The 11,770-nt window shown below is 72.6% G+C and carries 10 protein-coding genes; 3 read left to right on the top strand and 7 right to left on the bottom strand.

Translation table 11 applies throughout. From position 1 onward, the window contains the following. Positions 1–23: 23 nt before the first annotated feature. A complete protein-coding gene (locus tag ACZ6Y1_RS18340) occupies positions 24–1,496 on the bottom strand; it encodes a M28 family metallopeptidase (protein WP_469630139.1) in 1,473 nt (490 codons plus the stop codon). Between the two features lie 279 nt (positions 1,497–1,775). On the opposite strand from ACZ6Y1_RS18340, the gene ACZ6Y1_RS18335 reads away from it, so the two are divergent. Beyond that, complete coding sequence (locus tag ACZ6Y1_RS18335; protein WP_469630137.1) at positions 1,776–2,804, top strand: aspartate-semialdehyde dehydrogenase; 1,029 nt, start codon at positions 1,776–1,778, stop codon at positions 2,802–2,804. A gap of 105 nt (positions 2,805–2,909) precedes the next feature. Here ACZ6Y1_RS18335 and ACZ6Y1_RS18330 read toward each other — a convergent pair whose 3' ends face one another. Beyond that, positions 2,910–3,431: a DUF1203 domain-containing protein gene (locus ACZ6Y1_RS18330; protein WP_469630132.1), complete on the bottom strand. Its 522-nt coding sequence runs from the start codon at positions 3,429–3,431 to the stop codon at positions 2,910–2,912. Between the two features lie 139 nt (positions 3,432–3,570). Between ACZ6Y1_RS18330 and pepN the strand changes: the two genes are divergently transcribed. Then, positions 3,571–6,153, top strand: coding sequence for an aminopeptidase N (pepN, locus tag ACZ6Y1_RS18325; protein WP_469630127.1), 2,583 nt, complete (start codon positions 3,571–3,573; stop codon positions 6,151–6,153). 388 nt (positions 6,154–6,541) lie between these two features. Here the strand turns inward: pepN and ACZ6Y1_RS18320 are convergent, their stop codons facing one another. From ACZ6Y1_RS18320 to ACZ6Y1_RS18305, 4 genes are all read right to left on the bottom strand, one after another. Next, on the bottom strand, positions 6,542–7,441 hold the full coding sequence (locus ACZ6Y1_RS18320; protein ID WP_469630124.1) for a LysR family transcriptional regulator: 900 nt from the start codon (positions 7,439–7,441) through the stop codon (positions 6,542–6,544). Positions 7,442–7,475: 34 nt separating this feature from the next. After that, positions 7,476–8,411 carry a DMT family transporter gene (locus ACZ6Y1_RS18315; protein WP_469630120.1) on the bottom strand — a complete coding sequence of 312 codons (936 nt, stop codon included), beginning with the start codon at positions 8,409–8,411 and terminating at the stop codon, positions 7,476–7,478. 41 nt (positions 8,412–8,452) lie between these two features. Continuing rightward, the gene (locus ACZ6Y1_RS18310) at positions 8,453–9,427 is read right to left on the bottom strand and encodes an EamA family transporter (protein WP_469630117.1); all 975 of its coding nucleotides are present in this window, start codon (positions 9,425–9,427) and stop codon (positions 8,453–8,455) included. Positions 9,428–9,494: 67 nt separating this feature from the next. Continuing rightward, on the bottom strand, positions 9,495–10,769 hold the full coding sequence (locus ACZ6Y1_RS18305; RefSeq protein ID WP_469630114.1) for an MFS transporter: 1,275 nt from the start codon (positions 10,767–10,769) through the stop codon (positions 9,495–9,497). A 133-nt stretch (positions 10,770–10,902) separates the two neighbouring features. Here ACZ6Y1_RS18305 and ACZ6Y1_RS18300 point away from each other — a divergent pair, with 133 nt between their 5' ends. Further along, a complete protein-coding gene (locus ACZ6Y1_RS18300) occupies positions 10,903–11,397 on the top strand; it encodes a MarR family winged helix-turn-helix transcriptional regulator (RefSeq protein ID WP_469630111.1) in 495 nt (164 codons plus the stop codon). 106 nt (positions 11,398–11,503) lie between these two features. Here ACZ6Y1_RS18300 and ACZ6Y1_RS18295 read toward each other — a convergent pair whose 3' ends face one another. Next, positions 11,504–11,743 (bottom strand): hypothetical protein, encoded by a 240-nt coding sequence (locus ACZ6Y1_RS18295; RefSeq protein ID WP_469630108.1) that lies wholly within the window; start codon positions 11,741–11,743, stop codon positions 11,504–11,506. Positions 11,744–11,770 lie beyond the last annotated feature (27 nt).

Below are 11,770 nucleotides of genomic sequence, written 5' to 3'. Positions count from 1 at the left end.
CCCTTCGGCCTTTCCGGCGGGACCTACCGGCCCAGCGAGCCCAGTGACTCGGCGTAGGTGCCGACCGCGTGGGCGATCACGTCCAGGTTGGTGTCGAAGACCTTCAGGTCCAGGTTCTTCAGGGTGTCGCCCGCCCCGTGGTAGTTCGGGTCGTACGGGGCGCCCGCCGTGCCGCCGTAGCGCTTGGCCTGCTCGGCGGTCTTGATGCCCTCGGCGCCCGTGAAGGTGCCGCCGGCCGGGATGCCGTTCTCGATGAAGGGGCCGTAGTCGGAGCGGCCGTCGAAGTCGCTGCCCTCGTGCGGCTTGCCCTTCCTGTCCAGGAAGCCGTTGATCAGCGCCTCGATCTGCGCCGAACCGGCCGGGCCCGCGCCCGCGCCCGTCCTGTCGGAGTCGTCGCCGTCGTACACGAACTGCACCGGGTTCGGCGAGGCGATCATGTCGAAGTTCAGGTAGAGGGCGATGTCCTTCCTCTGCTTCTCGGACAGCCGCGCCACGTAGTACTCGGAGCCCAGCAGACCCAGCTCCTCCGCCGACCACCAGGCGAAGCGCACCTTGTTGGCGGGCCTGCCGTGCGTCTCCTTCGCCAGCTTGAGCGCCACCTCCAGCAGAGCGGCCGAGCCCGAGCCGTTGTCGTTGATGCCCGGCCCCTCGGGGACGGAGTCCAGGTGGGCGCCGACGGCCACCACTCGGTCGGACCGGCCGCCCCTGGTCTCGGCGACGACGTTGCGGGTGGTCTTCTTGACGTGCTCCTGGTCCAGGTCCAGGCGCACCTTCACCTCGCCCCCGGCGGCGGCCGCGGTCAGCGCCTCACCGTCGGCGAGGGTGATGCCGGCGCTGGGGATGATCCCCTCGGCGGGCGAGGAGAAGCCGCCGCGCACCGGCGTGGTGCCGCTGTGGTTGTAGACGATGACACCGAGCGCGCCGGCCGCGGCGGCCGCCTTCTGCTTCTCCACGAAGGTGCAGGCCCCGCGCTTGACCAGGGCGATCTTCCCGGTGAAGGCGCCGGCCGGGTAGTCGTCGGCCGTGCAGCCCGGGGTCTCGTCGACCCGGGCGAGGGCGAGCGGGGCGGTCAGCCCGCCCTCCGGCGTGGACCTGGTGAAGGTGAAGGCGGCCGTGGCCAGCTCGCGCGGCTGGTCGCCGAGGACGGTGGTCCGCTCCGTCTTCGTGTGCGCCTCGTAGATGTCGAAGTCCTGGTACGAGACCTCGTACCCGGCCTTCTTCAGGGTGTCGTGCACGTAGGCCGCGGACGCCTGGTGGCCGGGACTGCCGGCGGCGCGGTTGCCGCCGTTGGCGTCGGCGATCTGCTGGAACTTCGCCAGGTGGCGGTAGGCCCCCCGGGCGGTGACCTCCTCCACGAGCTCCTTGGCGAGCCTGCCCTCGCGCGGGTGGGCGGCGGCCGGAGTGGCGGCGAGCAGAACGGGTGCGGCGACGGCGACGGCCGCGAGCGCGGCCAGCGCCGGTATGGAGCGGCGGTGGCGGCTGCGGTGGTCGGACATGGCGGTTCCCTCCCCGTGTTCGGTACGACGTCCGCATATCGGAGTCGACTGTCCGGACCATAGGTGCCGCGACCGGGACATCACGGACAGTCGCGGCCCGCGCAACGCAGCCGCCACAGAGTTGTCACACCCCGTCACGTTCCGGATCGGTGCGGCGCCGCACACCCGTTCTGCACGCAGATCGTCCGTACTGCGGACAATGGATTGGACAAGGCTCGTGGGGTCGAACGCATGATGGCTTCACGCGCGCACGCGTCGTACGTAGCTGAAGGAGTCACCGTGAGGGTCGGAATCGTCGGAGCCACCGGACAGGTCGGCGGAGTCATGCGCGGCATCCTCGCCGAGCGCAAGTTCCCGGTGGACGAGCTGCGGCTGTTCGCCTCGGCCCGTTCGGCCGGCTCGACCCTCGAGTGGGAGGGCCGGGAGATCACCATCGAGGACGCCTCGACGGCGGACTACTCCGGCCTGGACATCGTCCTCTTCTCCGCCGGCGGCGCCACCTCCAAGGCCCTCGCCGAGAAGGTCGCCTCCCAGGGCGCCGTCGTGATCGACAACTCGTCCGCCTGGCGCAGCCACCCCGAGGTGCCCCTCGTGGTCTCCGAGGTCAACCCGCACGCGATCAAGAACCGCCCCAAGGGCATCATCGCGAACCCGAACTGCACCACCATGGCCGCCATGCCGGTGCTGCGCCCCCTCCACGAGGAGGCCGGCCTGACCGCGATGATCGCCACCACCTACCAGGCCGTCTCCGGCTCCGGCCTGGCCGGTGTCGCCGAGCTCAAGGGCCAGGCCTGCGCGGTCTCCGAGGCCGCCGACCAGCTGACCTTCGACGGCGACGCGGTGGAGTTCCCCGAGCCGGCCGTCTACAAGCGTCCGATCGCCTACAACGTGGTCCCGCTCGCGGGCAACCTCGTCGACGACGGCTCCTTCGAGACCGACGAGGAGCAGAAGCTCCGCAACGAGTCCCGCAAGATCCTGGAGATCCCGGGCCTCAAGGTCTCCGGCACCTGCGTGCGCGTCCCCGTCTTCTCGGGGCACTCGCTCCAGGTCAACGCCCGCTTCGACCGCCCGATCAGCGTCGAGCGCGCCTACGAGCTGCTGAAGGACGCCCCGGGCGTCGAGCTGTCGGAGATCCCGACCCCCCTCCAGGCCGCCGGCAAGGACGCCTCGTACGTGGGCCGCATCCGCGCCGACGAGACGGTGGACAACGGCCTCGCGCTGTTCCTGTCGAACGACAACCTGCGCAAGGGCGCCGCGCTGAACGCGGTCCAGATCGCGGAGCTCGTGGCCGAGGAGCTGCGCGGCTGACCCCGGGGGCAGCACGACGGCAAGGGGGCGGGTGCCACGAGGTGCCCGCCCCCTTCCCGCTGTCTCCCGGCGCGCGCCCAGGGGCCGCGCCGCCGGGCCCGCGCCTCAGCCGCCGGCGGGGCCGGGGGCCGGCCTGCGGACCTCGAAGAGGAAGCAGCCGAACTCGGCGGCGCGCAGGTGCACCAGGGCCACCTCCGGCTCCGCGAAGGCCTCGTCGAGGGCCCGCTCGATCATCCCGTCGGGGTCCTCACCGAGGTCGAGGACCCGCCCGCCGAGGATGTGCCCGCGGGCGTCGTACCGCCGGGCGGTGCGCTGCACGCCCGCCCGGGCGAAGGGGTGTCCGCCGCCCGCCGCGGGCCCCGCGCAGGTCCCGGCGTGGATGAAGACCGGCCCCTGCTCGTCGTAGGCGCCCGGGTCCGCGCCCGTGCCGGCCGCCCAGCGGCGCAGCGGCGCGTACGAGACGAGCGCGATCCGTTCGCCCGCCGCGCTCGGCCGCAGGCAGCAGCGCAGCGGCGCCCCGCCCTCCTCGTCCCGGTACGGGACGCACTCCCGTCCGGCGTCGTCCCGTACCCGGAGCTCGCCGAGCGCCGTCTCCTCGATGGGCCTCGCCCAGTACCTGCTGTCCATGCCCGCCAGCCTGGCGGCGGCGGCCGCCGGAGTCCGGCGGAAATCCGACGTCGCGTTCGCCCGTGGATTACTCCTGCCCGGTGGCGCGAACCGCATGGAAGGATGACCGGGCAACGTCACCATCAAAGGAGATGAACGCGTGCCCGGCACGAATCTCACCCGTGAAGAGGCCCAGCAGCGGGCCAAGCTGCTCACCGTCGACTCGTACGAGATCGAGCTCGATCTCAGCGGCGCCCAGGAGGGTGGCACCTTCCCCTCCGTGACCACCGTGCGCTTCCAGTCGGCCGAGGCCGGGGCCGAGACCTTCATCGACCTGGTCGCCCCGGCCGTGCACGAGGTCGTCCTGAACGGCAGGCCGCTGGACGTCGCGGCGGTCTTCCGGGACTCCCGGATCGCCCTGAGCGGGCTCCAGGCCGGGGCGAACGAGCTCCGCGTCGTCGCGGACTGCGCGTACACCAACACGGGCGAGGGCCTGCACCGCTTCGTCGACCCGGTCGACCAGCAGGCCTACCTGTACACCCAGTTCGAGGTGCCGGACGCGCGGCGGGTCTTCGCCAGCTTCGAGCAGCCCGACCTGAAGGCCACGTTCCGGTTCACCGTGACGGCCCCCGAGGGCTGGACGGTCATCTCGAACTCCCCGACGCCGGAGCCGAAGGACCGGGTGTGGGCCTTCGAGCCGACCCCGCGCATCTCCTCGTACATCACGGCCCTGATCGTCGGCCCGTACCACGCGGTGCACAGCACGTACGAGGGCAAGGACGGCCAGGTCGTCCCGCTCGGCATCTACTGCCGGCCCTCGCTCGCCGAGTTCCTCGACGCGGACGCGATCTTCGACGTGACCCGGCAGGGCTTCGACTGGTTCCAGGAGAAGTTCGCCTACGACTACCCGTTCGCCAAGTACGACCAGCTCTTCGTGCCGGAGTTCAACGCGGGCGCGATGGAGAACGCGGGCGCGGTCACCATCCGCGACCAGTACATCTTCCGCTCGAAGGTCACGGACGCCACCTACGAGGTGCGCGCCGAGACGATCCTGCACGAGCTCGCGCACATGTGGTTCGGCGACCTGGTCACCATGGAGTGGTGGAACGACCTGTGGCTGAACGAGTCCTTCGCCACCTACACCTCGATCGCCTGCCAGGCCCACGCCGAGGGCTCGAAGTGGCCGCACGCGTGGACCTCGTTCGCCAACTCCATGAAGACCTGGGCGTACCGGCAGGACCAGCTGCCGTCCACGCACCCGATCATGGCGGACATCCGTGACCTCGACGACGTCATGGTCAACTTCGACGGCATCACGTACGCCAAGGGCGCCTCGGTGCTCAAGCAGCTCGTCGCCTACGTCGGCACGGACGCCTTCTTCAAGGGCGTCCAGGCGTACTTCAAGGCGCACGCGTTCGGGAACACCCGCCTGTCCGACCTGCTGGGCGCCCTGGAGGAGACCTCGGGCCGCGACCTGACCGCCTGGTCGAAGGCGTGGCTGGAGACGGCCGGCATCAACGTCCTGCGGCCGGAGATCACCACCGGCGCGGACGGTGTGATCACCGCCTTCGCCGTCCGCCAGGAGGCGCCCGCGCTGCCCGCCGGGGCCAAGGGCGAGCCCACGCTGCGCCCGCACCGGATCGCGGTCGGCCTGTACGACCTGGACGGCGGCAAGCTGGTCCGCACGGACCGGATCGAGCTGGACATCGACGGCGAGCTGACGGAGGTTCCGGAGCTGCTGGGCCGTGCGCGTCCGGCCGTCGTGCTGCTCAACGACGACGACCTGTCGTACGCGAAGGTCCGTCTGGACGAGGAGTCCCTCGCGACGGTCACCGCGCACCTGGGCGACTTCACCGACTCGATGCCGCGTGCCCTGTGCTGGGCCTCGGCGTGGGACATGACGCGGGACGGCGAGCTCGCCACCCGCGACTACCTCGCGCTCGTCCTGTCGGGCGTCGGCAAGGAGTCGGACATCGGCGTCGTCCAGTCCCTGCACCGCCAGGTGAAGCTGGCGATCGACCTGTACGCCGACCCGGCGTGGCGGGAGGAGGGGCTGGCGGCCTGGACCGCGGCCGCGCTGGAGCACCTGCACGCGGCGGAGCCGGGCAGCGACCACCAGCTGGCGTGGGCGCGTGCCTTCGCGGCCACGGCCCGTACGGAGGAGCAGCTGGCGTTCCTGTCGGCGCTGCTGGACGGCTCGGCCGTGGTCGAGGGCCTGGCCGTCGACACCGAGCTGCGGTGGGCGTTCCTGGAGCGGCTGGCGGCCACGGGCCGCGCCGACGAGGGGACGATCGCGGCGGAGCTGGAGCGGGACGCGACGGCGGCGGGCGAGCGGCACGCGGCGACGGCGCGGGCGGCGCGTCCGACGGCGGAGGCGAAGGCCGCGGCGTGGGCGTCGGTGGTGGAGTCCGGTGACCTGCCGAACGCGGTGCAGGAGGCGGTGATCGGGGGCTTCGTCCAGACGGACCAGCGGGAGCTGCTGGCCCCGTACGCGGCGAAGTACTTCTCGGCGCTGAAGGGCGTCTGGGAGTCCCGCAGCCACGAGATCGCGCAGCAGATCGCGGTGGGTCTGTACCCGTCGCTCCAGGTCTCCGAGGCCACCCTGGCCGAGACGGACGCGTGGCTGTCCGCTGCCGAGCCGAACGCGGCGCTGCGCCGGCTGGTCTCGGAGTCCCGCGCGGGTGTCGAACGCGCGCTGAAGGCCCAGGCGGCCGACGCCGCTGCCGCTGCCGCTCGGGCGTAGCCCCCACCCGTGCCCGTGGAGCATCCCGCCCCACGGGCACAGGGTGATTCGCCTCCGCGCCTCCGGCGTGGCTGCATGCGCCCGGGCGCGCCGCCGTTGCCGGGGGCGCTGCCCCCGGACCCCCGGTCCTCAAACGCCGGACGGGCTGGATTTCCCAGCCCGGCCGGGGCAATTCCAGCCTCGCCGGCGTTTGAGGCGCGGGTCCGGGCGGAGCCCGGGGAACGGTGGAAGAGGGGGTCCCCCCGGACGGAGTCTGGGGGAGGGTCGGGGACGGCTCCGCGCAGCGGCACCCCGCCCGGGCCCTGCGGCCCGGCGGGCTCCGGGCGAACGGCACGCGGCGCAGACCCGCCCAGGCTGCCCCGGGCCGAGAACTGCACGCGGCCCGCGGCTAGCGGGCCGCCGCGACGGTGCGCAGGGCCGTCAGGACGTGGGACACCGCCGGCGCGGCCTCGCCGCCCCGGCGGACCGCGGCGATCACGTGACGGGTGGGCCGGTCGTGGGTGAGCACCCGGACGGCCACGCCCGAGGCCCGGCTCGACACCATGCGCGGGACGAGCGCCACCCCCATCCCCGCCTCCACCATCGCCAGGATCGCCGTCCACCCGGACGCCGAGTGCGCCTGTTCCGGTACGAACCCCGCCGCCTCGCACGCGCCCACCGCGATCTCCGACCAGGGGCCGCTGCCCCCGTAGATCCACGGGTCGTCGGCCAGATCGGCCAGCCGTACCTCCGCCGCCCCGGCCAGCGCGTGTCCCGGGGGGAGCGCCACGTCCAGCGGGTCCTCCATCAGCGTCACCCGTGTGAACCGCGGATCGCGTGCCGTCGGCGCGTGGGCCGCCAGGGACAGTGCCAGGTCCACGCCCCCGGCCGCCAGCAGCTCGTACGACTCCGCGGCCTCCGTCTCGCGCACGTGGACCTCCACCCCCGGCCGGCTCTCCCGCAGCGCCGCCACCGCCGGTACGACGAGTGCCGGCACGGCGGTGGAGAAGGCGCCCACCCGCACCTCTCCCGCGTCCCCGGCGAGGTACCCCGCGAGTTCGGCGTCGGCCCGCTCCAGCTGTGCGAACACCGCCTCCGCGTGCCGCAGTACGAGGTGTGCCGCGTCCGTGAGGCGGACCCGCCGGCCCTCGGCCTCCAGCAGCACGACTCCCAGCTGCCGGGCGAGGTTCGTCAGCTGCTGCGAAACGGCCGAGGGCGTCATGTGCAGCGCCTCGGCCGTCGCGGTCACGGTCCCCCGTTCGGCGAGGGTCCGCAGGATCCGCAGCTTCTTGATGTCCCACTCGGTCATGGGCCGAACCTACCGGCGGCCCTGCCCGGCGGCCCTACCGGCGGGCGCTCCCCAGCATGACCCCGCCGAGGATCAGCGCCATGCTCAGCAGCTGCGCGGAGCCGGTCCGCTCGCCCAGCAGCAGGAAGCCGAGTCCGGCCACGCAGACGGGCTGGAGGTAGTAGACGATTCCGGCCCGGGCCGCCCCGATGACCGAGACCGCCTTGTTCCAGGCGAAGAACGCGACCGCCGAGGAGAACACCCCGACGTACAGCAGCGCTCCGACGGACCCGGCGGTGACCTCGAAGGCGCCCTGGACGGAGACGGACACCGCGTACGCGGGTGCCAGCATCAGCGCGCCGAGCGCGAAGGTGGTCATGAGGAAGGCCAGGCCGCCCAGTTCGGCGGGCTTGCGCTTGAGCAGGGCGCTGTACGTGGCGAAGGAGAGGGCGGCGGCGAACATCCACAGGTCGCCGGCGCCGAAGTCGAAGCCGATGGAGCCGTCCCCGACGAGCAGCAGCACGCCGAAGGCGGCGACGGACATCCCGATGGTGCGCCGGGCGCCGAGCCGTTCGCCGCCGAGCCGGGCGTACAGCGCCATGATGACGGGCGAGGCCGCCATGATCATGCCCATGTTGGAGGCGGAGGTGGTCAGTCCGGCCTGGTGCACGAGGGTGTTGTAGAGCGTGACGCCGAACAGCGAGGCCAGGGCGATGAATCCGAAGTGCCGGCGGATCAGCGCCCGCTGCTGCCAGACCTGGCGGGCGGCGAAGGGGGCTACCGCGACGAGGGCGATGACCCAGCGCCAGAACACGGCCTGCACGGGCGGGACGTGTCCGGCCATCCCCCGGGTGGCGACGAAGCTGCCGGACCAGACGACCGTCGCGAGGAGGGCGAGGAGCACGCCGAGTCCGGCGGCTCCCTTCTTCCCTGTGCCCGCCGCGGTGGGCTGTGCGTGCGAAGCGGTGCGGACGCGGTCCGTGACGGCCACTGCGGGTCTCCCCCTCGGGTTGGTCTGTGTCGTTCGTGGCTCTACCGTCGCACCGGTCCATCGCTCAGGTCCATCGAAATGTTGTGATCGATCCGTTCAGTAGAACTGAACGATTCCTGGCTTGCGGTCTGCGCGGCGCCCTGGGCGGCCGCCCGGGCCGCCGTCCGGGCGGCGAAGAGCTGTCCGGCGACGGTGGCGCCGAAGGCGACCGCCATGCCCACCAGCTGGACCGGGGTCAGCGCCTGGCCGAGGGCGGCCCAGCCGATGACGGCGGCGGTGAGCGGGGAGAGCGGGCCCAGGAGGGTGACCGAGGTGGCGCTGAGCTGGCCGATGCCGCGGAACCAGAGCCAGTACGCGGTTCCGGTGTTGATCAGCATCATGTAGCCGTAGCCGAGGAAGGCCATGCCGTCGAGCGCGGGCGGGGCGCCTTCCACGAGGGCGGCGATCGGGATGATGACCAGCCCGCCCGCGGTGAGCTGCCAGCCGGTCATGGCCAGCGGGCCGACGCCTTCGGGCCGCCCCCAGCGCTTGGTCATGACGGTGCCCGCGCCCATGGAGGCGGAGGAGACCACGCCGGCGATGATCCCGATGAGGTCGAGCTTCGCCTCGGCGGTGAGGACGACCATGCTCACGCCGAAGGCCGCCACGACGGCCGCGAGGACCGTGCGCAGGCTCGCGCGTTCGCCGAGGAGCAGCGCGGCGAGTCCGACGACGAACAGCGGTCCGGCCGAGCCGAGCACGGCCGCGACCCCGCCGGGCAGCCGGTAGGCGGAGAGGAACAGCAGGGGGAAGAAGGCACCGATGTTGAGGGTGCCGAGGACGGCGGACTTCCACCACCACTCGCCCTTGGGCAGGGTGCGGGACAGGGCGGTCAGCAGCAGTCCGGCGGGCAGGGCCCGCATCACGCCGGTGAACAGGGGCCGGTCGGGCGGCAGCAGCTCGGTGGCCACGGCGTAGGTCGAGCCCCAGGAGACGGGCGCGAGGGCGGTGAGGGCGACGGTGGCGATGCGCTTCATGGCGCTGACTCCTCGGCGGGTGAGGAACGAAGGACGGGAGGCGTGAGGCGTGGTGCGGGGGCGCGGCTCAGGCGGCGGCCGGGGCCGGGGCGGCCGCGGCGGCGGGGGCGGGGGCCGGGGCCGGCGGCTCGGCGTGGACGGCCTCGGCGGGCAGGTGCGGCTCCAGGCGGACCAGCGCCAGGGCGGCCCCGAGCGCGCTGACGGTGAGGAGGGCCCAGGGCAGGCGGCCGTCGACGGCGAGCAGGGCGGTGAAGAGCGAGGGGGCGAGCGCGGTGGCCAGCGAGTAGGAGAGCTGATAGGTGGCCAGGTAGCGGCCGCGGACGGCTTCGGGGGCGGCGGAGACCGACAGGGCGCCGCCGGAGGGGCTGTGCACCAGCTCGCCGAGGGTGTAGACGACCACGATGACCATCAGGGCGACCAGGGTGGCGGTCTGTCCGGGGCGGACGGTGCCGAGCACGATCTGGCCCGCGAAGGCGGCGGCGAAGAGCAGGGAGCCGAGGGCGGCCGCGCGGGTGCGCCGGGCGCCGGACTTGCGGACCCGGCTCGCGATCAGCACGCCGGCTCCGGCGCACAGGGCGGTGTTGAGGGTGAAGGCGGCTCCGGTGAGGGAGTCGGGCGCCATCAGCCAGGTGGAGAGGTAGAGCGGGAAGAGGACGGAGAGGGCGGCGTAGCCGAGCGCGGCGAGGAAGTTGGCGGCGGTCAGTCCGAGGAAGGGCCGGTCGCGCAGGACCATCCGGTAGCCGGCGGCCTCGCGCTTCGCGGTGCCGCCCTCGCCGCCCGGCACCGGGCGGACCCGGGAGACGAGCAGTCCGGCGAGGGTGAAGGCCAGCGCGTTGCCCCAGGCGGTGTAGGTGAACCCGCCGGTCCCCCACAGGGCGAGGACCCCGGTGACGAGCAGGGCGCCCGCGCCCATGCCGGCGTTCTGCAGGGCCCGGATCGAGGCCTGGAGCCGGTCGCGGGCGGAGCCTCGCGCCACCTCCCCGATCAGCGACTGCTGGACGATCGAGAAGGAGCGGTCGGCGAGGGCGGTGACGAGGGTGACGGCGGCGAAGGCGGCCGGCGAGCTCGCGAAGGGGTAGAGCGCGAAGCCGGCCGCCCGCATCCCGTAGAGGACCAGGTTGACCTTCTTGGCGCCGAACCGGTCGACGGCCGTCCCGGCGAGCGGCATGAAGGCCAGTCCGGCGACACCCGTGACGGTCATGACCAGTCCGACGAGGGTGAAGGAGAGCCCGGTGACGTGATGGAAGAAGACCAGCGAGAACGGCACGTACATGCCGATCCCGACCGCGCTGATCCCGACACCGGCGAGCAGGGCCCGCTCACCCGCGACTCTCGTTTCCATTGCTTCCCCCCGCGGTTGGCCGATCGAAGTAGGTCGACGGCAAGTAGGTCGATAGCAAGTAGCTTACTCGTAAGCTACTTTCCGTCAAGCAACTTTCTTGCGATCGACTTCCGGAAGGCTGGATACTGCGCCCATGACCGAGGCCAACAAGGACGCCGTCGACGCCATCGCCGCCCAGTGGCACGCGGTGCGCCCTGACCTGAACACCGAACCCATGGAAGTCTTCGGACGCATCTACCGGATCGCCCGGGCCATGGGTGACGAGATGGAACGGGCGTATGCACGCTTCGGGATCTCGCGGGGCGAGTTCGACGTGGTCGGCACCCTGCGCCGCTCCGGAGAGCCGTACACGCTCTCGCCCCGGCAGCTCTCGGCGACGCTGATGCTCACCACCGGCGGCATGACGGGACGTCTGGACAAGCTGGAGAAGGCCGGGCTGCTCTACCGCAAGCCCGATCCGCACGACCGGCGCGGACTGCAGGTGACGATCACCGACCGCGGCCTCGCGCTCATCGACGAGGCCGTCACGGCCGGCCTGGAGGTGCAGCGCGCCGCGCTCGCCGGACTGAGCGACGAGGAGGCCGCCGTACTCACCGGCCTGCTCCGCAAGCTGATGGCCGGGATGTGAGAACACGACAGGGCGCCGGGGGGCGTCGCACGACCCGATCGAATCGGCGGTGCGGACCCCCGGCGCCCGGGAAAGTCATACGGTGCCGCCCCTGAGGGGCGGCGCGTCAGGCCTGCTTCTGCGGCTTGTCCGACTTGTCGAGGACCATCACGAGACCCGTGATGACCAGGAACAGCACGATCGGCAGCGCCACGTACAGGCCGAGCGTCTCGCCGACGCTCAGGCCCGCGCCCGGGTCGTCGCCGTCGTCGCGGGTGAGCGCGAGGGCGGGAGACGTCATCAGCAGCATCATCAGCGCAGATCCGGCCGTGATGGTGCCGGCGCGCAGAGCGTTCTTCTTGTCCACGGTGCCAAACTAGCGAACGCCCCGGCG

Source organism: Streptomyces sp. NPDC053432, assembly GCF_055585365.1.
Note: the sequence above shows the minus strand (reverse complement) of the source record. Positions and strands in the feature narration are given on the sequence as shown.

What these genes read in the sequence shown, in the direction of transcription:
- ACZ6Y1_RS18300 (WP_469630111.1), top strand. Translation starts at nt 10,903, where the DNA reads ATGACCGAGGCCAACAAGGACGCCGTCGACGCCATCGCCGCCCAGTGG.
- ACZ6Y1_RS18305 (WP_469630114.1), bottom strand. Translation starts at nt 10,769, where the DNA reads ATGGAAACGAGAGTCGCGGGTGAGCGGGCCCTGCTCGCCGGTGTCGGG.
- ACZ6Y1_RS18310 (WP_469630117.1), bottom strand. Translation starts at nt 9,427, where the DNA reads ATGAAGCGCATCGCCACCGTCGCCCTCACCGCCCTCGCGCCCGTCTCC.
- ACZ6Y1_RS18340 (WP_469630139.1), bottom strand. Translation starts at nt 1,496, where the DNA reads ATGTCCGACCACCGCAGCCGCCACCGCCGCTCCATACCGGCGCTGGCC.
- ACZ6Y1_RS18320 (WP_469630124.1), bottom strand. Translation starts at nt 7,441, where the DNA reads ATGACCGAGTGGGACATCAAGAAGCTGCGGATCCTGCGGACCCTCGCC.
- ACZ6Y1_RS18330 (WP_469630132.1), bottom strand. Translation starts at nt 3,431, where the DNA reads ATGGACAGCAGGTACTGGGCGAGGCCCATCGAGGAGACGGCGCTCGGC.